Genomic DNA, 23,390 nt, shown 5'->3' with positions numbered 1-23,390 from the left:
GCCCGTCGGCGATGCGGCCTTCCAGAAGCATCGTGGCCAGCGGGTTCTGCAGCGCCCGCTGGATCACCCGCTTCAACGGCCGGGCGCCGTAGACCGGGTCGTAGCCGGCATCGGCAAGCCAGGCGAGCGCCTTGTCGTCGATCGCCAGCTCGATGTCGCGGTCGGCCAGCATGCGCCGCAGGCGGCCCAGCTGGATCTTGACGATGCCGCCCATGTGGCCTCGGCTCAGCCGGTGGAACAGCAGGATCTCGTCGAGCCGGTTCAGGAACTCCGGCCGGAACGACGCCCGGACGATCTCCATCACCTCGTCGCGCACGGCGGAGCTGTCCTGCCCTTCCGGCTGGTTCGCCAGGATCTCCGACCCGAGGTTGGAGGTCATGACGATCAGCGTGTTGCGGAAGTCCACCGTGCGCCCCTGCCCGTCGGTCAGGCGGCCGTCGTCCAGCACCTGGAGCAGCACGTTGAACACGTCGGGGTGCGCCTTCTCGACCTCGTCGAACAGGATCACCTGATAGGGCCGGCGGCGAACCGCCTCCGTCAGGGCCCCGCCCTCCTCATAGCCGACATAGCCCGGAGGAGCGCCGATCATGCGGGCGACCGCGTGCTTCTCCATGTACTCCGACATGTCCAGCCGGATCATGGCGGTCTCGTCGTCGAACAGGAACTCGGCCAGCGCCTTGGTCAGCTCGGTCTTGCCGACGCCGGTCGGACCGAGGAACAGGAACGAGCCGATCGGCCGGTTCGGGTCCTGAAGGCCGGCGCGGGCGCGCCGGACCGCGTTGGAGACCGCGACGATCGCCTCGTCCTGGCCGATCACCCGGGTACCCAGGCGGTTTTCCATCGCCAGCAGCTTCTCGCGCTCGCCCGTCAGCATCTTGTCCACAGGGATGCCGGTCCAGCGGCTGACGATCGAGGCGATGTCACCGTCGCGCACCTCCTCGTTCAGCATCCGGTTGCCGGCCACTTCCTCGGCAGCCTTCAGCTTCCGTTCCAGCTCCGGAATGACACCGTAGGCGAGCTCGCCGGCCTTGGTCCAATCGGCGTTGCGCTGGGCCTGCTCCAGTTCGACGCGGGCGTGGTCCAGCTGCTCCTTCAGCTTCTGGGCGCCGGTCAGCTGCTCCTTCTCCGCCATCCAGCGCGACGTCATGTCGGCCGACTTGCGCTCCAGCTCGTCCAGTTCGGCGCCCAGCTTCTCCAACCGGTCGCGCGACGCCTGGTCGCTCTCCCGCTTCAGGGCCTCGCGCTCGATCTTGAGTTGGATGATCCGGCGATCGAGCTCGTCGATCTCTTCCGGCTTCGAATCGACTTCCATGCGGAGCCGCGACGCGGCCTCGTCGATCAGGTCGATCGCCTTGTCCGGCAGGAACCGGTCGGTGATGTAGCGGTGCGACAGGGTGGCCGCGGAGACGATCGCGCTGTCGGTGATCCGGACGCCGTGGTGAAGCTCGTACTTCTCCTTCAGGCCGCGCAGGATCGAGATGGTGTCCTCGACCGTCGGCTCGGAGACGAAGACCGGCTGGAACCGCCGCGCCAGCGCGGGGTCCTTCTCCACATGCTTGCGGTACTCGTCCAGCGTCGTGGCGCCCACGCAGTGCAGTTCGCCGCGCGCCAGCGCCGGCTTCAGCATGTTGGAGGCGTCCATCGCGCCGTCGGCCTTACCGGCCCCGACCAGGGTATGCATCTCGTCGATGAACACGATGATCTCGCCGGCCGCGGCCGTGATCTCCTGCAGGACGGCCTTCAGCCGTTCCTCGAATTCGCCGCGGTACTTGGCACCCGCCACCATGGCGCCCAGGTCGAGCGCCATCAGGCGCTTGTCGCGCAGGCCTTCCGGCACGTCGCCCTTGATGATGCGCTGCGCCAGCCCTTCGACGATGGCGGTCTTGCCGACGCCGGGTTCGCCGATCAGGACGGGGTTGTTCTTGGTGCGCCGGGCCAGGACCTGAATGGTCCGGCGGATCTCCTCGTCACGGCCGATGACCGGGTCCAGCTTCCCCTCGCGCGCGGCCTCCGTCAGGTCGCGGGCGTATTTCTTGAGCGCGTCGTAGCCCTGTTCGGCCGACGCGCTGTCGGCGGTGCGGCCCTTGCGGATCGCGTTGATCGCCTGGTTGAGCGACTGCGCCGTGACACCGGCATCCTTCAGGATCCTGGCGGACGGGCTGCCCTCGGCCATGGTCAATGCCAGCAGCAGGCGCTCGGCGGTGACGAAGCTGTCGCCGGCCTTGGTCGCCAGCTCCTCCGCGGTCTGGAAGAGGCGCGCCAGCTCGGGTGCCAGATAGATCTGGCCGGCACCGGCGCCTTCGACCTTGGGCTGCTTGTTCAGCTCCGCCTCGACCGCCGAAAGCGCCCGCGCCGGGTCGCCGCCCGCCGAGCGGATCAGGTTGGCCGCCAAGCCTTCCTTGTCTTCCAGCAGGGTGCAGAGCAGGTGCTCGGCGGTCAGCCGCTGATGTCCGCGCCGAAGCGCCAGCCCCTGGGCGGCCTGTACGAAGCCGCGGGACCGTTCCGTGTATTTCTCGAAGTCCATGAAAACGCTCCTTGTCTACCGGTCGCCCGCGAGGCAGCACGACCGAATTCCGACCCACTGATGTGCGATCCAGGAGGATGCTGAACCCTATATGGCGAGGGGTTATTCGGCGCACAAGCGGGCGGGAGTGGGCATTTCGCCATCCGATGCCTATGTTGCCGAAGCGTCATACCCGCTTGTCCTGGAGACCAACCGCGTGAAGAAGCTTCTGGCCCAGTCCGGCCTGCTCCGTACCGCCCATCTGGCGCGCGTCGGCTGGCTGACCGTCGCAAGGCCCTTGACCATGGGTGTACGCGCCATCATCCGGGACGCGGACGGCGCCGTCCTGATGATCCGCCACAGCTATGTCGACGGCTGGCATCTTCCCGGCGGGGGCGTCGACCGGAACGAGACGGTCCGCCAGGCCATGGCCCGGGAGGTGCGGGAGGAGGTCGGGGTCGAGGTGGTCGGAACCGCGCGCATGCTGGGCCTTTATGCCCGCTTCCGGCACCGATCCAGCGACCATGTCAGCGTCTTCGTGGTCGACGAGTGGCGGGGAACCCCAGAGGTCGACGGGCTGGAGATCGTGGAGTGCCGTTTCTTCGCCCTGGACGCCCTGCCCCGCGACACGACTCCGGCGACGCGCCGCCGACTTGCGGAACTGGCCGGCGGCGGCGAGCCTTCCGACCTCTGGTGACGCGTTGGCAAAAAAAACACCCCCGCCGAGGGATGGCGGGGGCGGCCGGACCAGTCTGCGAGGTTTCGGATCACGGAACAGGAGAGAGTGTGTGACCGGCTGGAAATGGTTATAACCGATCCCGATCCTCTTGCAAATGCAAATCGTTCGCATTCTCATGCCGTCCGAAAAAATATCCGGGTCCGAAACACACGTCCTCTCGGGCCGGCCGCATCCCATCGTGGGATTGACGCACCCCTGCCCCATCTGCATAACATCAGGCATGAATACCGCAGTTGCGAAGATATATCGTTATCCGGTCAAGGGACTGAGCGCCCAGGCTCTCGACCAGGTCATCCTGGCGCCCGGCGAAGGGCTTCCGGACGACCGGCGGTTCGCCATCAGCCACGGGGCTTCCAGCTTCGACCCGACGGCGCCGGAGTGGCGCCCGAAAAGGGATTTCCTGATGCTGGCCAAGAATGAAAGACTGGCGGCGCTGGAGACCGACTACGACTCGGCGACGGGCGTCCTGACGGTGCGCCGCAATGGCAGGCAGGTGGCCCGCGGACAGATCACCAGCGCCATGGGGCGGCTGCTGATCAACCAGTTCTTCGCGGCCTACATGAAGGGAGAGGCGCCGGGAACGCCGAGCCTGGTGGAGGCGCCCGGGGTCATGTTCAGCGATACGCCGGAGAAGTACGTCTCGATCCTGAACCTGGCCAGCGTCCAGGACATAGAACGGGTCGTCCAGGCCCCCGTCGATCCCATCCGGTTCCGGGCGAACCTGCTGCTCGACGGGATGGAGGGCTGGGCCGAGGCCAAGTGGGTCGGCCGTTCCATCGCAATCGGCGACGTGGTGCTGGAAGTGGCCGAGCAGATCGGCCGTTGCGCCGCGACGGAGGTCAACCCCGCCACGGCGACGCGGGACATCAACATCCCTCTCCAGCTTCAGCGGGGCTATAGCCACCGCAACTGCGGCGTTTACGCGCGTGTCATCCGGGGCGGGCGCATCGCGCCCGGCGATCCGGTCCGCCTGATCGACTGAGGCCGCGGGCGGCCCCCGTCCCTGGAAGAAAGCCGACGTTACGCGTTCATTTGAGCGCGTTCGTCTTCCGCGTCGGCGTCTTCATCGTCGTCATCCTGGTCGTCGCCGAACTGGTCCTGGCCGTTGCCGTTGGCGCCGCCGTGCCCATTCGGCGCGCCGTTGCCGTTACGGCCGTCGCGGCCGCGCTGGTTCTCGCCACTTTGTTCGTTGATGAGGCCGATGATACGGAAGTAATGCTCGGCATGCTGAAAATAACTTTCAGCTGCAATTCGGTCACCGGCAGTCTGTGCATCCCGAGCTAGCGCCAGATACTTTTCGTATACCTGGAAAGCATTGCCTCGGATGCGAACATCGGGACCGTTGCTGTCGAAAGTCTGATGGCGCAAAGGGACATTGTTCTGACGACGGCCACCATTATTGCTGCCCCGGCCGCGAGAACGCCTGGTGTTTGGTCCTTGTCTCATTCGGCTATTACGAGCCCCACTTTGAGATTTGCGCGCCCCGATCCAGCTTGGCGGCGATCACACGGGCTACCAAGCACCCGCGGAGCGATGCTGCGCGGTGGAATATCGGGGGTTCTTATCACGCAGGCCGCGCCAAACATGCTGCGGTCCTTCGTAGTTAAAGACCCTAGCGGGGAAACGGCTGCAATCCAACCCCTTTCTTGTGTGCAAGCGCGGAATCACGCGTCCAAATGGCCAAAAACCACGCGCTCCACGCCTCCGAGATCCTTCCGCACGCCGATCCGCCCGAAACCGGCCGCCCTGAGAAGCGCCGACACGTCGGCTGACTGGCCGAATCCGACCTCGAAGATGATTCGCCCGCCCGGTTTCAGTACCCCGGGGAGTTGCGCGACGATGGTGCGGTAGGCGTCCAGCCCGTCGGGGCCGCCGGCCAGCGCCGCCGGCGGGTCGAACCGGGTGACTTCCGGGGCCAGGGCCTCGATGTCGGCATCGGGAATGTAGGGCGGGTTGGAGATCACGAGGTCGAAACGATCCTCGATTCCCGAGGCCCAGTCCCCGGTGGAGAAGCGCGCGCGCTGCCCCAGTCCGAGCCGCCGGGCGTTGGCCCGGGCCGTCTCCACCGCCTCCTCCGAGCGGTCGATGCCGAGCCCCGTGGCCTTGGGCAGTTCGCTGAGGACGGCCAGCAGCAGGCAGCCTGTGCCGGTCCCCAGGTCCAGGACCGACAGGGAAGCCTGCCGGTCCGCGACGCCGGCCAGGGCTTCCTCGACCACCGTCTCGGAATCGGGCCTGGGATCGAGGGTCGCGGGAGACAAGGTGAAATCCAGGCTCCAGAACTCGCGCCGGCCCAGGATGCGGGAGACCGGCTCGCGCCCAACCCGCCGGGCGACGAAGCCGAGGACCCGGGCGACCTGGGGCTGGTTCAGCCGCGCGGTGGCATGGATCAGCATATGCTCGCGCGTCATGCCCAGCGCGGCCCCCGTCAGCAGGCGGGCGTCCAATTCCGGCGTGTCGATGCCGGCCTCGCGGAGCAGGCCCTCGGCGTGGCGCATCACCTCCCGGAGCATGGGCGTCCCGGAGAGCCCCCCGGACGCCCCCTGGGCGGCCGGACCGGTCATTGCAGTTCGGCGAGGCGCTCCGCCTCGTCCGCCGCGATCAGGGGGTCGATCACCTCGTCCAGGGCCTCGCCGCCCATCACCTTGTCGATCTTGTAGAGCGTCAGGTTGATCCGGTGGTCGGTAACGCGGCCCTGGGGAAAATTGTAGGTCCGGATGCGTTCCGAACGATCGCCGCTGCCGACCTGGCTCTTGCGGTTGGCCGCGCGCTCGGCGTCCAGGGCGCTGCGCTGAGCGTCGTAGAGGCGGGAGCGGAGCACCCGCATGGCCTTGGCCTTGTTCTTGTGCTGCGACTTCTCGTCCTGCTGGGAGACGACGATGCCGGTCGGCAGGTGGGTGATGCGCACGGCGCTGTCGGTGGTGTTGACCGACTGGCCGCCCGGCCCGCTGGAGCGGAACACGTCGATGCGCAGGTCCTTCTCGTCGATCTGGATATCCACCTCCTCCGCCTCCGGCAGGACGGCCACGGTGGCGGCGGAGGTGTGGATTCGGCCGCCGGCCTCGGTCGCGGGGACCCGCTGGACCCGGTGGACGCCGCTCTCGTATTTCAGCCGGGCGAACACGCTGCGCCCGGTGATCGAGGCGGTCGCCTCCTTGTAGCCGCCGATGCCGGTCTCCGACACGTCCATGGTCTCGAACCGCCATCCGCGCAGCGCCGCATAGCGCTGGTACATCTGGAACAGCTCGGCGGCGAACAGGGCAGCCTCCTCCCCGCCAGTGCCGGCGCGGACTTCCAGGATCGCGTTCTTGGCGTCGGCCTCGTCCTTCGGCAGCAGCAGGACCTGGATGCCCCGCTCCAGCTCGGGCAGGCGGCGGTCGAGCGCCTGGATCTCGGCCTCGGCGAGATCCCTCATCTCGGGATCGGACAGCATGGCCGCCAGGTCCTGGCGCTCGGCCCGGGCCTTGCGCAGGTCGGCGATCGCTTCCGCGATGGGGGTCAGCTCGGCGTATTCCTTCGACATCCGGGCGAAGGCCTGGGCATCCACCTGACCGCCGGCCAGGGCGTCGCGCAGCTCGTCGTGGCGCGCGGCGACGCGGTTGAACATATCCTCGAAACTCACCGTACCTCACCCTCACTGGGCCCCGGAACGGGGCCCGCAGTCGAAAATCCAGCGCCGGTGGCGGCGTTCTCCGCCCGGTCCAGGCGGAACAACCGGCGCAGCAGCCGTTCGGCCTCCACCTGCTCCATGTCGTGCGACGCCGCCATGGCCCGCAGCACCTGCGACGGGTCGTGAAGCAGCCGGTTGACCAGCAGGCGGGTCGCCTCGGCCGGATCGGCGCCGGCATGCTCGGCCAGCAGGCGGCTCCTTACGGCCTCGAAATGACCGCGCAGGGCCGCCACGGCCGGAACCGCCGCCCGCTCCGCCCGCCCCCGGGCGAAAGCGGCGACCGCCTGGTCGACGATCGCCCAGGCGGCCGCGGCCGCGGCCTCGCGGGTGGCGCGGCCCTCCAGGGCGACCCGCTCCAGGTCGGCCAGGTCATAGACGAAGACGCCCTCCAAGCCGCCGACGTCCGGATCGACGTCCCCGGGGATGGCCGTGTCGATCACGAAGACCGGACGGCGGCGGCGCCTCTTCAACACCGCCTCCATCCGGTCGGCAGACAGGATATAGCGCCCGAGCCCCGCCGCAGTCACGACGATATCGGCGGAGACCAGCGCCGTGTCGAGATCATCGACCGGCACATGGTGGCAGCCCAGCCGCCGGGCCGCCGCTTCGGCCCGGCGATCGACCCGGGCCGCGACGGTCAGGCGGGGCAGCCCCGCCTCGCGCAGCGCGTCCACCATCAGCTCGCCCATGTCGCCCAGGCCGATCAGCAGGGCGGCGGAGCGGTCCAGGTCGCCATGGATGTCGCGCGCGGTCTGGACCGCGGCGGCGGCGATCGATACGGGACGTTCCGCGATGGCGGTCTCGGTGCGAACCCGCTTGGCCGCGGCGTAGGCCGCCTGGAGGACCGCCTCCAGTTCCGGCCCGGTCACGTGGGCGGCGACCGAGGCCCGGTGGGCCGCCTTGACCTGCCCCAGCACGTGCGGCTCCCCGACGACCTGGCTGTCGAGCGAGCAGGCGACGGCGAACAGGTGGCGGACGGCGTCGCCGCCGGTCAGGGTATAGAGTTCGGGCCCCAGGGACTCGGCGGTCATGCCGGCGCGCTCGGCCAGGGCCGACGCGGCGGCGGCGGCGGCGGCGGCGGGATCGCACGAGGCCGCCAGAACCTCGACCCGGTCGCAGGTGGACAGCCAGAGCATCTCGGACAGCCCGGCCGCCCGGAGGCGGGCCAGCACGCCGGGAACCTCGGTCTCCTCGGTGCAGATCAGGTCGCGCACCGCCCCGGAGCTGGAGCGGTGGTTGGCGCCGACCAGCACCAGTTCGGACGACGCAGGGCCCCCGGATGCGGGCATGGCGGGGGCGTCAGGGGAGATCTGGGCGGCGCCGGCCCGCCGTCACTCGGCCGCCTCCGCGGCGGCTCCGGCCTTGTCGGCCTCGATGCGGGCGGCCTCGGCCTTTTCGGCCTCGATCTGAGCCGCCTTCTTCTCGACCAGGCCGACCAGATGGCCGACGATGTCCTCGTCCTTCAGCCGGTGGTCCGGCTGGCCGGCGATATAGACCTGGTGGGTGTTGCTGCCGCCGCCGGTGAACCCGATGTCGGTCTCCCGCGCCTCGCCCGGCCCGTTGACCACGCAGCCGATCACCGAGACGGTCATCGGCGTGGTGATGTGGGCCAGCCGCTGCTCCAGCACCTCCACGGTCTTGATCACGTTGAACTGCTGGCGGGCGCAGCTGGGGCAGGAGATCACCGTGACGCCGCGCCGCCGCAGGTTCAGCGACTTCAGCATCTCGTAGGCGACCTGCACCTCCTCGACCGGGTCGGCCGACAGGGAGACGCGGATGGTGTCGCCGATGCCGGACCACAGCAGCATCCCCAGGCCGATCGAGGACTTGACCGTGCCGGCCCGCAGGCCGCCGGCCTCGGTGATGCCGATATGCAGCGGATAGTCGCAGGCCTCCGCCAGCCCCTGGTAGGCCGCGACCGCCAGGAACACGTCGGACGCCTTGACGCTAATCTTGAAGTCGAGGAAATCGTGGTCTTCCAGGATGCGGGCATGGTCCAGGGCGCTCTCGACCATCGCCTCCGGACAGGGCTCGCCGTACTTCTCCAGCAGGTCCTTCTCCAGCGAGCCGGCATTGACGCCGATGCGGATCGAGCAGCCATGGTCCTTGGCCGCCTTCACCACGTCGCGCACCCGGTCGGCCGAACCGATGTTGCCGGGATTGATGCGCAGGCAGGCGGCGCCGTTCTCCGCGGCCTCGATCGCGCGCTTGTAGTGGAAATGGATGTCGGCGACGACCGGGATCGCGATCTCCCGCGTGATCTGCCTCAGCGCCAGGGCCGACTCCTGGTCGGGGCACGAGACGCGGACGATGTCGGCGCCGGCCTGCTCGATCCGCTGGATCTGCTCGACCGTGGCCTTGACGTCGGTGGTCAGCGTGTTGGTCATCGTCTGCACCGAGATCGGCGCATCCCCGCCCACGGGAACCTTGCCGACATGGATCAGGCGGCTCTTGCGGCGCTCGATGTGGCGGTAGGGACGGACGGTCATGGACTGGCTTTCGACAATTTTGACATGCGCCCGAAAGGGCGCGGGGGTAACAGGCGCCCCCGGGGGACGCGGGCACGAGGGCAGGCGCAGGGACGCCTGACGCTAAAGTGCGGACGCGCATGCCCCCGGTCAAGGGCAAGTCCGGGGCAAGACCCCCGGGTCAGCGCACCCCGGCGGCGAACCGCTGCGGATCCAGTTGGACGTCGCGCATCACCTGTCCCTGGGCGCCCAGGGCGCTGCCCTGCCCGCCGTCGACCGAGACCATCAGGCCGCCGGCATTGCCGGTGACCATCCGCAGGCCGGGCTGGTCGGGCACGCGGTAGACGTCGCCGGGGCGGAGCACGCGGGTCATCAGCAGGTCGCCGGTCCCGTCCCGCACCTGGATCCAACTGTCCTGGGTCGCCCGGATCTGGATGCGGGACTGCCCGTTGATCGCCCCGTAGATCCGGGCATCCCCCTGCCCCGCTTCCGGAGCGGCCGGAGGCGCCGGCGGCATCGGCAAAGCGGCGACCTGGCCCGGTGCGGCCGGGGGAGCGGGGATCGCGGGCGAAGCGCCGGGAGGCCGGGCGCCCGTCTCCGACGCCTGCGCGGCGCGGGGGTCGCCGTTCGGCGGCGCGATCGGAGTCGACTCGACGATCGGGCTCTCTTCCTCCTCGGCTTCCTCGGCGTTGGCCCCGGTCGCGGCAGCCACGGCGGCGGGTGCGGACGGCGGGGCGGGAGCCGGAGCCGGCGTCGCCGCCGTGGATGGCGGAGCGGCCTGGGGTGCCGCGGCGGGAGGCGCCGGCGGGGGGACCGCCGGCGCGGGAGCCGGGATGGCCGCCGCGGGCGGCGCTTCGGCCGTCCGGCTGTCGGGCGCGGGCGGGCCGGGCTCGGACGGGGTGACCGGAACGACCAGCCCGGGAGGCGGTGCGGCCGGCGCGACGTTCAGCGCGCTGGCGATCCGATCCGGCAGTTCGGGCACCAGATCGACCAGGTCGCGGCCGGTGGAATTGACATAGTACCAGCCCCCATAGGCGGCGCCGGCCAGCAGCACCGCGACCAGCAGAAGCGCTCCGCCGGGAATGCGGCCTTCGGGCACCGGCTTGGGCAGGTAGAGCTCCGGCTTGGCGGTCAGCGCGCCCGAGCTTTCCTCCTTGAAGCGGCGCAGCACCATCTGGGGATCGAGCCCGAGATGCTCCGCGTAGGTGCGCAGGAAACCGGACACATAGGTGGCGCCGGGCAGGTCGTTGAACCGCCCCTCCTCGATCGCCTCCAGATAGGCGAACCGGATGCGCAGGGCCACCGCGACCTCCTGGAGGTCGTAGCCGAGCGAGAGGCGGCGGCTGCGCAGCACGTCGCCGACCCGGGGCTCGTCGGAACCCGGGAACACGCGGGGCGCGGATCCCTGCCCGCTCCGGCCTTCCTCGACGATGTGGAGTTTCCTAGGTCTGGTGTCGCCCATACCGTCAGCCGTCTTCCCGCACTGAGTCCATGATCAGGCGGCAGGCGAAGTCACGCAAACCGCCCCGTCACTGTCGCCGAAGTTGTAACAAACTTTCCAAGCGGAATGCAATGAATTAGATCATGACCCCATGATCTATCGCAAATGAACGAAGCTTTTCCCGCAGGCTGTGATCGCGCACGGGATAGAGGGTTTCTATATACTCGCGTAATTGCGACACGTTCAGGCTGCGCAGCATCGTCTTGACCGGGCCGACCGCCGGCGGCGACATGGACAGGCTGCGGAACCCGACGCCCAGCAAGGCCATGGCATCGAGCGGCCGGCCGGCCATTTCGCCGCATATGCTGATCGGAACGCCGGCCTCTTCGCACAGGCCGACGAGATGACGGAACATGGTCAGCATCGGCGGCGACAGCGGGTCGTACCGGGTGTTGATCCGCGGATTGCCGCGGTCGGCCGCGAACATGTACTGCATCAGGTCGTTCGACCCGACCGAGAGGAAGTCCAGCCGCGGCAGCAGCGCCGGCAGGTGCCAGACCAGGGAGGGAACCTCCAGCATGGCCCCGACCAGCACGCGGGCCGGCGGAACGCCGCCGCGTCTGACCAGCCGCTCCATCTCCAGGTCCAGCACGGCGCGGGCGTCCTCGAACTCGGCGCATTCGCTGATCATCGGGAACATGACCCGCATTTCCCGCCCGCCGGAGGCGCGCAGCAGCGCCCTAAGCTGCTGGCGCAGCATGGCCGGGCGGTCCAGGCCGATCCGGATGGCGCGCCAGCCCAGGGCGGGGTTCTCCTGCTCCTGGTCGGCGAAATAGGGCAGGCTCTTGTCGCCTCCCACATCCAGCGTGCGGAAGACGATCGGCCGGGCCCCGATCAGCTCCAGCACCCGGCCGTACAGTTCCGTCTGGGCGTCCACGCCGGGATATTCCGACCGGATCATGAAGGGGATCTCGGTCCGGTAGAGCCCCACCCCGGCGGCGCCGGTATCGTCCAGATGCTGCAGGTCGATCAGCAGCCCGCAATTCAGGTTGACGGAGACCTCCACGCCGTCCAGCGACACCGCCGGCTGGTGGATCGTCTCGGCATAGAGGCGCTTGCGCTGGGCGCGCACCGTCATGCTGTTGTGGAAGGCATCCTGGATGTCCTCCGCCGGGCGGACCAGCACCTGGGCGTTGTCGCCGTCGACGATCAGCTGGTCCAGCGGCTCGATCCGGGTCAGCACGTCGGTGCACTGCCCGACCACGGGGATGTCCAGCGCCCGGGCGACGATCGCCACGTGGCTCGACGCCGACCCTTCCTCCAGCACCAGCGCCCTGAGCCGGCGCCTGTCGTAGTCGAGCAGTTCGGCCGGCCCCATCGAGCGGGCGACCAGGACGACGTCGTCCGGCAGGTTGGCCGAGGCCAGCGACTCCTTTCCAGCCAGGTGCTGGAGCAGCCGGTTGGTCAGGTCGTCCAGGTCGAGCAGCCGCTCCCGGAAATAGGGATCGTGCATCTGGCTCATGCGCGCGCGGGTGTCGTTCTGCACCCGCTGGACGGCCGCCTCGGCGGTCAGGCCGTTCCGGATCGCCTCGCGGATGCGCGACAGCCAGCCGCGGTCCTCGGCGAACATCCGGTAGGTCTCCAGGATGTCGTGGTGCTCGCCGCCCTCGACGCTGGAAGCGCGCAGCAGGTCGTCGAGCGCGGTATGCATCCCCTCGAGCGCCTTGCGGAAGCGCTCGATCTCCACGTCGGGATCCTCGGCCACCATCTGGCGGATGGTCAGCTGCGGACGGTGCAGCACCGCCAGTCCCATGGCCAGCCCGCGGTTCAGCCCGACGCCCTCGAGCCGGGTCGGCAGCAGGGCCGCATCGGCGACCGCCGAGATCTCCTGCTGGCTGACCAGTTCGCCGCCGGCGGTCAGCTCGGCCACCACCATCGCGATGGTCTGGAGGGTCTCGACCTCCTCCTCGAAATAGACGCGCTTGTCCTTGTGCTGGATCACCAGCACGCCGCGCACCCGTCCGCCGCGCAGGATCGGCACGCCCATCAGCGACAGGAAGGCTTCCTCCCCGGTTTCGGGGCGGTAGGCGAAATTGGGATGGGACGGCGCGTTGGCCAGGGCCACCGGCCGGGCATGGGCGGCGATGTCGCCCACCAGCCCCTCCCCGACCCGCAGCCGGGTCTTGTGGACGGCCGACTGGTTCAGGCCGACGGTGGCGAACAGTTCCAGGATGTCGCCGGCGCGCATGACGTAGCAGGAGCAGACATCCGCTCCCATCTCCGCCCCGATCAGCGTGACGATCTTGTCCAGCCTGTGCTGCGCCGAGCCGGAGCCGGCCATCACGTCGCGCAGCCGCGCCAGCAGGCGCCGAGACGTTATACCGGGCATGGTCGCTCCCTGTTCCGTCCCGTAGGTTCCGTTGTCCTGGGTTCCATCGTGGCGGGTCCCGTCGCCCTGGGTTCCGCCGTCCATGGCACCACCCATGGAATGGCCCGGTCCCGGTGCATCCCGCGCCGGGGTTCCCTGCCCCGGAGCGTCAGTCATCTATTCCGCCGCCCCGGGAATGGTCGCGCCGCGCCACTCCGGTTTCCCGAAGGCGCCGGAGCGCGCCTCCAGCGCGCGGACGGCCTGCTCGACCAGCTCCCGCAGGATCTCCGAGGCCGGCTGCTCGCGGGTGACCATGCCGACGCTCTGGCCCGCCATCAGGGAGCCGTTCTCCACGTCGCCCTCGATCACGGCGCGCCGGAGCGCCCCGGCCCAGAAGTGCTCGATCTCGAGCTGGGCTTCCTTCTGGCTCAGTTCGCCCCGGTTGAACCGCTCGATCACCTCCGCCTGGAAAGCCTGGAACCGGCGGGTCCCCTCGTTGGTCAAGGCCCGGACGGGGATCACCGGGAAACGGGGGTCGATCTGCACGGACGGCACGGCGTCGCGCGCCGCGGCATTGATGAAGGCCTGCTTGTAGCGCGGATGGGCGACCGACTCCGTGGCGCAGACGAACCGGGTGCCGAGCTGGACCCCGGCCGCCCCCATCTCCAGGTAGGACAGGATGGCCTCGCCCCGGCCGATGCCGCCGGCGACGAAGACCGGCACGTCGCTGACCACCGGCAGGACCTCCTGCGCCAGCACCGACGTGGACACCGGCCCGATATGGCCGCCCGCCTCCATCCCCTCGATCATGATGGCGTCGGCGCCGCTCTTGACCAGCTTGCGGGCGATCGAAGCGGCGGGCGCGAAGCACACCACCTTGGCTCCGCGCTCCTTGATCCGCCGGATGGAGGCCGACGACGGCAGCCCGCCGGCCAGCACGACGTGCCCGACCCGGTGGTCGGCGCAGACATCGATCAGTTCGTCCAGGCGCGAGTGCAGGGTGATAAGGTTGACTCCGAACGGCCGGTCGGTCAGCGCCCTGGTTCCCCGGATCTCGGCATCGAGCTGCTCCGGCCCCATGGAGCCGGACGCGATCACGCCGAAGGCCCCGCCGTTGGAGATCGCGGCCACCAGGTGCCGTTCCGAGACCCAGGTCATGGCGCCGCCCAGTACCGCGAGATCGGTACCCAGGAAGGCCCGTCCCCGGCTCCACAGGCGGTCAAGTCGGGCGCGGGCGGCGCGCGTCGGGTCTTCGGCCGGCATCGGGGCGGGAGCTTGGGTCATGGCAGGGCCTTCATCGGGCTCACCCTCTCACGGTCGGCGGCACAGGTTGGCAGCTCGGGTCGGCGGGACCAGATCGGGGGCCAAGGTCGGGCGCGCCGGTCAGGCGGCGTCCAGCCCGTAGGCGGTGTGGAGGGCGCGGAGCGCCAGTTCGGTGTATTCCTCCGCGATCAGCACGCTGACCTTGATCTCCGACGTCGAGATCACCTGGATGTTGATGCCCTTCTCGGCCAGCGACTTGAACATGCGCTGGGCGACGCCGGCATGGCTGCGCATGCCGACGCCGATCACCGACACCTTGACGACGTTGCTGTCGGCCAGCAGGCGGCGGTACTGTAGCTCGCCCTTGGCGGCCTCCAGCACGTTGCGGGCCCGCTCCAGGTCGCCCTTCGACACCGTGAAGGTGATGTCGGTGCTGGCGCCGTCCTCCGACACGTTCTGCACGATCATGTCGACGTTGACCGACGAGTCGGCCAGCGGGCCGAACAGGCCGGCGGCGACGCCGGGGCGGTCGGCCACACCGATCAGGGTGATCTTCGCTTCGTCGCGGCTGTAGGCGATGCCGCTGACCAGTTCCTGTTCCACGATTTCGTCCTCGTCCACAACCAGAGTACCGGGCAGCTCGCTGCCCGCCGCCTTTTCGAAGCTGGAAAGCACCTGCACCCGCACGCCGTGCTTCATGGCCATTTCGACCGAGCGGGTCTGGAGCACCTTGGCGCCCAGCGACGCCATCTCCAGCATTTCCTCGTAGGTGATCTTGGACAGCTTGCGCGCCTTCGACACGATGCGCGGATCCGTCGTGTAGACGCCGTCCACGTCGGTGTAGATGTCGCAGCGGTCGGCCTTCAGCGCCGCCGCCAGCGCCACCGCCGACGTATCGGAGCCGCCGCGGCCCAGCGTCGCGATCCGGCCATTCGGCGACACGCCCTGGAAGCCCGCGACCACGGCGACCTCGCCGGACGACAGCCGGCGCTCCAGCTCTTCCGTCTCGATCGAGCAGATGCGCGCCTTGGCATGCACGTCGTCGGTCCGGATCGGGATCTGCCAGCCCTGCCAGGATCGCGCGGGGATGCCCAGTTCCTGCAGCGCCAGGGCGGTCAGGCCGCTGGTCACCTGTTCGCCCGAGGCGACGACGGCGTCGTATTCCCGCGCGTCGTGCAGCGGGCTGATGCCGGCGCAGTATTCCACCAGCTTGTTGGTGACGCCCGACATGGCCGAGACCACGACCGCGACCTGATGGCCGGCGTCGACTTCCGCCTTAACCTTGCGCGCCACATTCTTGATGCGGTCGATGTCGCCGACCGATGTGCCGCCGAATTTCAAAACGATCCGCGCCATTGCCTTGAAGCCCCACCACCTGACCAGTCTGCCCGCTGCCCGGCGGCCCTGCCCCAGTTCAAAACGGATCTGATGATCACGCATCCGGACCGATCAGCCCGGATCGATCGGGGACCGGTTTGGTCGGGTACCGGCGAACAGGCGGTTCCATTGCCGCAGCAAGGCGGGGTATCCATACTATCTCGGGGGAAGCGAAGCAAGCTTGCCCCGACTGACTTCCAGTCGCATCCGGCAGCAACCGGCACCCAGGAACATACCCATGTCTGCCACAAGCACCGCCTCAGCAACTTCCCGCGTCACGGCCTCGGCCGCAGCACCTTCCGGCGGCACGGTCGATGCCGGGGAGATCGCCCGTTTCAGCGCCATCGCGGCGCAGTGGTGGGACCCGCGCGGCAAGTTCAAGCCGCTGCACAAGTACAATCCCATCCGAATCGGCTATATCCGCGACGCGGTATGCGCCCGGTTCGGCCGCGACCCCGCCGCCCCGCGCCCTCTCGCAGGACTGCGCTTCGTCGACATCGGCTGCGGCGGCGGCCTGCTGGCCGAACCGCTCGCCAGGCTGGGGGCGGAGGTGGTCGGCATCGACGCGGCCGAGCGGAACGTCAAGGTGGCGGCGCTCCACGCCGAGGAATCCGGCGTGAGCGTCGATTACCGCCACACCACGGCGGAGGACCTGGCGGACTCGGGCGAACGGTTCGACGTGGTGCTGGCGCTGGAAGTGGTCGAGCACGTGGCCGACGTGCCGCTGTTCCTGCGTTCCCTCTGCACCCTGATGAAGCCGGGCGGAGATCCGGGGAGCATGCTGTTCCTTGCGACCATCAACCGCACGCCGAAATCCTTCGCGCTGGCGATCGTCGGGGCCGAATACGTGCTCCGCTGGCTCCCCCGCGGCACCCATGACTGGCGCAAGTTCCTGAAGCCCTCGGAACTGGCGGCGGGACTTCGCCCCCACGGGGTCAAGGTGCGCGACATCACCGGGGTGGTCTATAACCCGCTGCGGGACGAGTTCTCGCTGAGCCGGCGCGACCTGGACACCAACTACATGCTGTGGGCCAGCGCCGACGACTGACCTGGGAAACCCACGGCACGAAAAGCAAAGGCCTCGGAAGATCCGAGGCCTTGCTATGGTCCGGTGCTTCGCCAGGAACTATCCAAGCGCCACCCTCCGCTCAAGTCATCCCACCTCTCTCCAATCCGCACGATTTACTGACGCAGGCCACGACTGTCCGGCACTGTTGTTACTTATCAACCTGAAGATGATTCGCAGAATATTTCGTCTTCCCTTAATCGTCATCCCCGGACTTGATCCACGGCTGTCCGGCACGATGACTGCCTAATCAACCAGGGCACGCTTTTCTGGCGGCGTTTTCCTCTTTTTTGTCGTCATGACCGGGCTTGACCCGGTCATCGCTTGCAGGCCTCATCAACGCCGCTGTGCGGAGAGATGCCCGGATCAAGTCCACGGCTGTCCGGCAAGGTTGTTGCTAATCAACCATTGAGAACATTTCAAGCGACTGTTTTCTCCTTCGGTTCGTCATCCGAGGGCTTGACCCGCGGATCTCAAGGCACGGAGGCTTCGATGCTTCCCGCGAACGATGGCCGGATCAAGTCCGGCCATGACGAAAACGGAGTGTTTCTGCCCGCGATTAATCCTTTCGCAAAATAGGCAATCGCCGTGCCGGACAGCCGTGGATCAACAGGGGCGAACCGCCGCAATCGCGCCGGATCACGGCGTCACGGCAAGGGCAGCTTCAGGATGAAGCGGGTACCGTCCTGCCGGGCGACGTCCACGCGGCCCCCGACCTGTTCGGCCATCGCCTTCACCACCTGCAATCCCAGGCCCTTGCCGTGCGACCAGTCGAAATCCGCGGGCAGGCCGCAGCCGTCGTCGGCGACCATGAGTTCCACGCCGCCTCCGGCCGAGCGGCGAAAACAAACCCGGACGCTGCCTGTCTCGCCGCCGAAGGCATGGCGGAAGGCGTTGGTCACCAGTTCGGCGGTTACCAGCGCCAGCGGGATCGCGAGATCCGTGGGGACTTCGATGGCATCGGCCTCGACCTCCAGCCTCCGCCGGCGGCCATCCACGCCCAGGGTTTCGCCGAGGAAGGTGCAGATCTCGTCCAGGTACTCGTGGAAGGCGACGCCCTCGGCACTGTTGCGGGCATGGAGCATGCTGTGGACCTGGGCGATCGCCTGGATGCGCATCACCGCGGTCTGCAGCGCCTGCCGGGTGGCCGCATCGGCGGCACTGCGCGCCTGGATCCGCAGCAGGCTCATGACCATCTGCAGGCTGTTCTTGACCCGATGGTCCACCTCGCGGATCAGCAGGTCCTTGCGGCCGATCAGGGCGTCGCGCTCGGCCACGGCGAGATCCAGGTTGGCGGTCCGCTCCGCCACCTGCCTTTCCAGCGTCTCGTTCGCTACCCGCAGGGCGGCGTTGGCGTTTTCCAGCTCCTCCGCGGTGACCTGAAGCTCCTCCAGGGAAACCTGCAGCTCCTCGTTCAGGATCGATATCTCGCCCTCCAGCCCTGTCCGCGGGCGCTGGCTGTCCCGGCCGGCCGACACCTGCGCTTCCAGAAAACGGGCTTGGCTCTGTGCCAGCAGATGGCGCAGATGGGCATTGTCGGCGATCAGGTCCCGGCGCTCCGCCTGCAGAGCGGAACTCTCCTCGGCAATGGCATCGAGACGCCTCGTCACGTCTTCGAGCGCGATCTGGAGCTGCTCGTTCTCCTGATCGACGGTCGCCAGACGGAGGCGTAGCTCGACAAGCTCTTCAGACTGCTGTTGAAGCCCCGCCATGATGCGTCACCAAATCGAAGTTGCCCCTGCAGAATAATGAATATAGGTTTTACTGGAAACCGGATTGGCTACAATCACTGTTCCACCCCGGTTCTTCAACAAAGCTGGGCAAGTTTTATCATAAATCTCGATCATCCGCCCGACCGGATCTTCGAAAGCCGGACTCTTCGGCACTCGGCGGGCTGGTCCAATCCTGGGCGAGAATGCGCCGCAGCACAGTCGCCCTCTCCTCCGCTTCCGCCCTCGCCTCGTCCCACCGTCGCGAGGAAAGGTGATGACCATTGTCCAGCGCCATTTGAGACATGCGCCGGCACAATGCGGCACGTTCGTTCAAGGTACGCAAGGCGATCTCGAACGACTGCTCAAGCCTTTCGACCTGGCCGGCATCCATGTCGGCGATCGCGAAACGATGCCCGATATGGCAGGTATAGTAGGGTAGCTGCCCCACCATGGTTTCCTTCAACGAGCCGCCGCAACTTGGACAGGTCAGCGATACCGGCTGATCCATTTCATAATCGCCTGTCACCTCGTCATCCTCTTCTGGTTCTTGCAAGCTCCCGGAATGCTCCTTCTCACCTCCCGAAGAACTGGCCGGGTGTGCGCCTGACAAGTGGACGACCAAATCGGGTATCGCCGCGAGCGGAAGGCAGTGGTCGGCACCAACATAGCGCAATGCGTTCCGACTCATACCAGGATATTCAGCTTCATCCGGGTCCTGCACCACGGTGGTGCCGCCGCACCGCTTGATCGCGCTGAAGCCGGCGGTGCCGTCGCTCAAGGTGCCGGACAGGATGATCCCGACGACCCGCGGACCGTAGGCTTCCGCGGCCGATCGGAACAGCGGGTCGACCGCCGGGCGGGTCCGGTTTTCCCGCGGGCCACGCGTCAGGCGCATGCGTCCGGGCTCGAGCAGGAGATGGTGGTCGGGCGGCGCCACGTGGATATGCCCGTTGCGGATCTCCCCACCGTCGACCGCCTCGGCGACCGGCAGCGGGCTCGACGAATTCAGGATCCGAGACGCGGCGCTGGGCCGCGCGCCGATATGCAGGACTATGAACACGGCTGCGGCAAGGTCCTGAGGCAAACCTCCGACCAGAGTCTGGAGCGCTCGGAGTCCGCCTGCCGAGGCCCCCACGACGATGATGTCTCGACATTTCATACGTTTGACAACAGGCGGGGGCGCCATCCATGGCGACGCGGCGCGAAGAATATGGAAGTATGGGCGTCGTGGAGCGACAGTCCGAGTCCGCAAGGGCGTGCCGAGACATGCACGCGTCGAGGTGATATCTCATGGAACAGGCCAACAGGCGGGACATCGTCGTCATCGCGGCGTCGGCCGGCGGCGTGGGCGCCTTGCAGATCCTGTGCGCAGGCCTGCCGAAGGATCTCGCAAGCGCCGTCCTCATCGTCCAGCATGTCAGCCCCAGCGCGAAGAGCATGCTGCCCGCCATCCTGGGCCGTACCGCGTCCCTGCCCGTGATCCACCCGGCGGAGGGAGACGCGATCCGGTCCGGCCAGATCTATGTCGCGCCGCCCGACCGGCATCTCCTGGTCAGGCAAGGCTATCTGCTGGTCAGGAGGGGACCGAAGGAGAACAGGACGCGGCCGGCCGCGGACCCGCTGTTCCGCTCCGCGGCGGCGGCTTACGGCTCGCGGGTCGTGGGCCTGGTGCTGACCGGCACCCTGGACGACGGAACCGCCGGGCTGCTGGCGGTGAAGCGCTGCGGCGGCATCGCCGCGGTCCAGGATCCGGACGATGCCGCATGGCCCGACATGCCGCGCCATGCCATGCAGAAGGTCGCGGTCGATCACTGCCTTCCCCTGGACCGGCTTGCCGATCTCATTCGGCGGCTGTCCCTGGAACCTGCCGGACCGCAGCCGCCGATACCGGCCGACATAGAGCTGGAAGCCCGCATCGCCGAGCAGGAAATGATCGCCATGATCGAAGAGACCGAGAACAATTCCCTGTCGGGTCGCCCCGCCCTGATCACGTGCCCGGACTGCGGCGGGGCGATGATGGAGGTGATGGACGGCCCCCTGCTCCGGTTCCGCTGCCATATCGGCCACGCATACAGCCCGGCGACGCTCGCCGAGGCGCAGGCCGAAGCCTTCGAGCAGGCCCTCGCGATGGCGCTCCGCACCCATCACGAACGCATCAAGCTGTTCGAACGGATGGCGGAGAACGCCACGGCGCACGGCCAGCATCACGCGGCCGCGAAATGGACGGCGGCGGCGGAGGAGGCCCGGGGCCATGTCGACGTGCTGAGGACCGTCCTGTCCAACCAGTCGCCCGCCGGCGGAATCACGCCTGAAGCGGGCTGATGCTCCGGGCGGCCGGGCAGGTCACGCCATTCCGCCCTGCTCCCGGGCGCCGCCGGCCGATTCGAGCTGCTGGCGCTCCGTCGTGTCGTGGACGATGGCGATCAGGATGGGCGGATCCTCCTCGTGCAGGTACTGCATGCAGACTTCGGCCGGATAGGGGCCGCGGTGCCGTGCCTGGATCACGGTATCGAACACCACCTCCTCCCTTTCCTTGGAGATCAGCGGCGCCAGGAGATCGCGCAGCCTCTCGCCGGAAACCTCGGGCATCAGCTCCGTCAGGGCCATCTGCCTGAGCTGGTCCAGCGGATAGCCCAGCTTCCGCTCGGCGCCTTTGTTCACCAGCTGGAAGCGGAGGGTGTCGGGCGACAGGATATAGACCTCGTTCAGCGACTCGCCGACGATACGGCCGAGATACGCGTTGAAATCCTGCGTGCGGCGCAAGTCCGTGATGTCGTCGATCAGCAGGACGAGACCGCGAAGATCATTGGAGCCATACATCAGCGGCAATATCCGGAAACGGCAGTCCAGGGTGCGGCCGCGCCGGTCGATCGCCTTGAACTCGATCGACTCTGCCGCCCCCTGCAGGTCCATGACCCGCTGCATCTCCGCGTTCAGCTTGAACAGGGGCAGCCCGATGTCCAGGCCGCCGAGGCGCTGGCCGATGACCTCCTCGCTCCGCAGGCCCCAGGTGTTCTCGTTCCAGCGGTTCCAGGACTTCACCCGCAGGTCGCGATCGAGGACGATGATCCCGTTGTCCATGCTGCGCAGGACCGCCTCGGCATAGAGGCGGTACTCGGCCGTCTCCTCCGACTGGCGGCGCATCTCCTCGTTGGTGGTCTCCAGCTCCTCGTTGGTCGAGCGCAGTTCCTCGTTGGTGGTCTCAAGCTCCTCGTTGGTGGATTGAAGCTCCTCGTTGGTGGTCTCGAGCTCCTCGTTGGTGGACTGAAGCTCCTCGTTGGTGGTCTCGAGCTCCTCGTTGGCCGACTGCAGCTCCTCGACCGTGGTCTCCAGCGTTTCCTGGGTCATTTCCAGTTCCCGCTGGAGCATGTGGGATCGCGTGGAATCGTTGAACCCGAGCAGGGTCGCCATGAACTGCCCGTCCTCGCCATGGACGGGCGAAATGTCGATCGTCAGCCAGATCGGATCGGCCGGAGGGCGATGATAGTTCTGGTTCTCCAGCCGCAAGGGACGGCTCGTCGTCTGCACCTCCTCGATGCGGCTGCGCAGCTCGGTCGGGCGATAGGAGATGATCAGGTCCTGGAAGGGCTTGTCGATGTCGCCCGGCCCGATGTCCAGCAGGCGCCGGGCGGTGGTGTTGGCGAGCATGACACGGCCTTGCGGGCTGACCGCCACATAGGCCGTGGCGCTGGCGTCCACGATCGCTTCCAGCAGACGGTTCTGATGGCCCCGGCGGACCGGGTTGTCCTCCGTCGTGACGGTCAGGCTTCCGCCGAGGCTGCGCTGCCATTCCTGGCCGACCTTCTTGAAGATCCGGCTCTTCAGGTTGACCGATTCGAACAGCTTCGACCGGGCGAGCTGGGTTTCGGCCTTGCCGAGGAACAGGAACGCGCCGGTGTTCAGCGCGTAATGCAGCCTGGGCAGAACGGCGGCCTGGGTCCTGGTATCCAGATAGATCAGCAGGTTGCGGCAGATCAGCAGGTCCACGCGGGAAATCGGCGCATCGTGCACGATGTTGTGGCGCCCGAAGATCACGCATTTCCGCAACTCGCGATGGAAGACATAGTGATTGCCGATGCGATCGAAATACTTGTCGAGCAGGGCCGGCGGCACGCCCTCGACATCGCGCGGGTTGTAGGTGGCGAGCCGCGCCGTCCGCAGCGCGTCCTCGTCCAGGTCGTTGGCATAGATCTTCACGGACCGGCAGAAATTCTCGACTCCCAGGGCTTCGGCGAACAGCATGGCCGCCGAATAGGGCTCCTGCCCGGAGGCGCAGCCGACGCTCCAGATGCGGATCGGGGTCTTGTCCTTCCTGTGCTCGATGATCCGGGGGACGACTTCCTCCTGCAGCACCCTCCAGGACTCCGGATCGCGGAAGAAGGACGTCACGTTGATCAGCACGGTGCTGAGGAGGTTTGCGACCTCCTTGGGGTCGCTATCGATCAGCGCGCGATAGGTCGCATAGTCCGGACACTCGACCTCGGCCATCCGCTGCTGGATGCGCCTTTGAAGACTGGTCCGCTTGTATCCGCGGAAATCGACCTGGCGCATCTCCTGCAGGTGATGGATCAGGTCTTCCAGTTCAGGGTTCGAGGGCTTGTCGTCAACCATCATGGCCTCGGCGTTGGCAGGGGCGCGGATACTAGCGCAAGGGATTCCAATGCCCAAATCGGCCTGCATCCGCGGCACCGGCCGGCGTTTGCGCGCCATTGACACTTCGGAGCGCGGTCATCCACAGTCGACTTCGGCGAAGGTGGCGAAGCGGCCACCAATAACAACAGTCGAG

General features: G+C 67.8%; 17 protein-coding genes (1 of these 17 running past the window's edge). 4 read left to right on the top strand and 13 right to left on the bottom strand.

The features are described 5' to 3' along the window. On the bottom strand, positions 1-2,524 hold the 5' portion of the coding sequence (gene clpB, locus IGS68_RS05750; protein ID WP_201078026.1) for an ATP-dependent chaperone ClpB. It extends 140 nt beyond the left edge of the window; 2,524 of the gene's 2,664 nt are visible here — the first part of the coding sequence; its start codon is at positions 2,522-2,524; its stop codon lies off the left edge, out of view. Between the two features lie 196 nt (positions 2,525-2,720). On the opposite strand from clpB, the gene IGS68_RS05745 reads away from it, so the two are divergent. After that, the gene (locus IGS68_RS05745; protein ID WP_247881193.1) at positions 2,721-3,200 is read left to right on the top strand and encodes an NUDIX domain-containing protein; all 480 of its coding nucleotides are present in this window, start codon (positions 2,721-2,723) and stop codon (positions 3,198-3,200) included. 262 nt (positions 3,201-3,462) lie between these two features. Beyond that, positions 3,463-4,224 (top strand): MOSC domain-containing protein, encoded by a 762-nt coding sequence (locus IGS68_RS05740; RefSeq protein ID WP_201078021.1) that lies wholly within the window; start codon positions 3,463-3,465, stop codon positions 4,222-4,224. 38 nt (positions 4,225-4,262) lie between these two features. Here IGS68_RS05740 and IGS68_RS05735 read toward each other — a convergent pair whose 3' ends face one another. From IGS68_RS05735 to IGS68_RS05695, 9 genes are all read right to left on the bottom strand, one after another. Beyond that, positions 4,263-4,610 (bottom strand): DUF4167 domain-containing protein, encoded by a 348-nt coding sequence (locus IGS68_RS05735; RefSeq protein ID WP_247881192.1) that lies wholly within the window; start codon positions 4,608-4,610, stop codon positions 4,263-4,265. A 296-nt stretch (positions 4,611-4,906) separates the two neighbouring features. Beyond that, positions 4,907-5,803: a peptide chain release factor N(5)-glutamine methyltransferase gene (prmC, locus tag IGS68_RS05730; protein ID WP_247881191.1), complete on the bottom strand. Its 897-nt coding sequence runs from the start codon at positions 5,801-5,803 to the stop codon at positions 4,907-4,909. Next, positions 5,800-6,861 (bottom strand): peptide chain release factor 1, encoded by a 1,062-nt coding sequence (gene prfA, locus IGS68_RS05725; RefSeq protein WP_201078017.1) that lies wholly within the window; start codon positions 6,859-6,861, stop codon positions 5,800-5,802. Before prfA ends, prmC begins: the two co-directional genes overlap by 4 nt. After that, the gene (gene hemA / locus IGS68_RS05720) at positions 6,858-8,198 is read right to left on the bottom strand and encodes a glutamyl-tRNA reductase (RefSeq protein WP_201078015.1); all 1,341 of its coding nucleotides are present in this window, start codon (positions 8,196-8,198) and stop codon (positions 6,858-6,860) included. The genes prfA and hemA overlap by 4 nt, the downstream gene beginning before the upstream one ends. Before the next feature lie 42 nt (positions 8,199-8,240). Further along, positions 8,241-9,398, bottom strand: coding sequence for a flavodoxin-dependent (E)-4-hydroxy-3-methylbut-2-enyl-diphosphate synthase (gene ispG / locus IGS68_RS05715; RefSeq protein ID WP_201078013.1), 1,158 nt, complete (start codon positions 9,396-9,398; stop codon positions 8,241-8,243). Positions 9,399-9,558: 160 nt separating this feature from the next. Continuing rightward, a complete protein-coding gene (locus IGS68_RS05710; protein ID WP_247881190.1) occupies positions 9,559-10,767 on the bottom strand; it encodes a helix-turn-helix domain-containing protein in 1,209 nt (402 codons plus the stop codon). A gap of 187 nt (positions 10,768-10,954) precedes the next feature. Further along, on the bottom strand, positions 10,955-13,207 hold the full coding sequence (gene ptsP / locus IGS68_RS05705) for a phosphoenolpyruvate--protein phosphotransferase (protein ID WP_247881352.1): 2,253 nt from the start codon (positions 13,205-13,207) through the stop codon (positions 10,955-10,957). A 156-nt stretch (positions 13,208-13,363) separates the two neighbouring features. Continuing rightward, on the bottom strand, positions 13,364-14,470 hold the full coding sequence (locus IGS68_RS05700) for an NAD(P)H-dependent flavin oxidoreductase (RefSeq protein WP_247881189.1): 1,107 nt from the start codon (positions 14,468-14,470) through the stop codon (positions 13,364-13,366). A 99-nt stretch (positions 14,471-14,569) separates the two neighbouring features. Then, entirely contained in the window at positions 14,570-15,805 is a 1,236-nt protein-coding gene (locus tag IGS68_RS05695; RefSeq protein WP_201078009.1) for an aspartate kinase, read from the bottom strand. 259 nt (positions 15,806-16,064) lie between these two features. Here IGS68_RS05695 and ubiG point away from each other — a divergent pair, with 259 nt between their 5' ends. Then, on the top strand, positions 16,065-16,874 hold the full coding sequence (gene ubiG, locus IGS68_RS05690; protein ID WP_201078007.1) for a bifunctional 2-polyprenyl-6-hydroxyphenol methylase/3-demethylubiquinol 3-O-methyltransferase UbiG: 810 nt from the start codon (positions 16,065-16,067) through the stop codon (positions 16,872-16,874). 665 nt (positions 16,875-17,539) lie between these two features. Here the strand turns inward: ubiG and IGS68_RS05685 are convergent. Beyond that, positions 17,540-18,604, bottom strand: a complete 1,065-nt coding sequence (locus tag IGS68_RS05685; RefSeq protein WP_201078005.1) for a sensor histidine kinase — start codon at positions 18,602-18,604, stop codon at positions 17,540-17,542. A 118-nt stretch (positions 18,605-18,722) separates the two neighbouring features. Continuing rightward, positions 18,723-19,763, bottom strand: a complete 1,041-nt coding sequence (locus tag IGS68_RS05680; protein ID WP_201078003.1) for a chemotaxis protein CheB — start codon at positions 19,761-19,763, stop codon at positions 18,723-18,725. Positions 19,764-19,894: 131 nt separating this feature from the next. Here IGS68_RS05680 and IGS68_RS05675 point away from each other — a divergent pair, with 131 nt between their 5' ends. Next, the gene (locus IGS68_RS05675; RefSeq protein WP_201078001.1) at positions 19,895-20,926 is read left to right on the top strand and encodes a chemotaxis protein CheB; all 1,032 of its coding nucleotides are present in this window, start codon (positions 19,895-19,897) and stop codon (positions 20,924-20,926) included. Positions 20,927-20,947: 21 nt separating this feature from the next. On the opposite strand, the gene IGS68_RS05670 is transcribed toward IGS68_RS05675, so the two are convergent. Next, positions 20,948-23,218, bottom strand: coding sequence for a CheR family methyltransferase (locus tag IGS68_RS05670; RefSeq protein WP_201077999.1), 2,271 nt, complete (start codon positions 23,216-23,218; stop codon positions 20,948-20,950). Between the last annotated feature and the right edge of the window lie 172 nt (positions 23,219-23,390).

Origin of the sequence: Skermanella sp. TT6 (assembly GCF_016653635.2) — a bacterium.
GTDB lineage: Bacteria > Pseudomonadota > Alphaproteobacteria > Azospirillales > Azospirillaceae > Skermanella > Skermanella cutis.
Note: the sequence above shows the minus strand (reverse complement) of the source record. Positions and strands in the feature narration are given on the sequence as shown.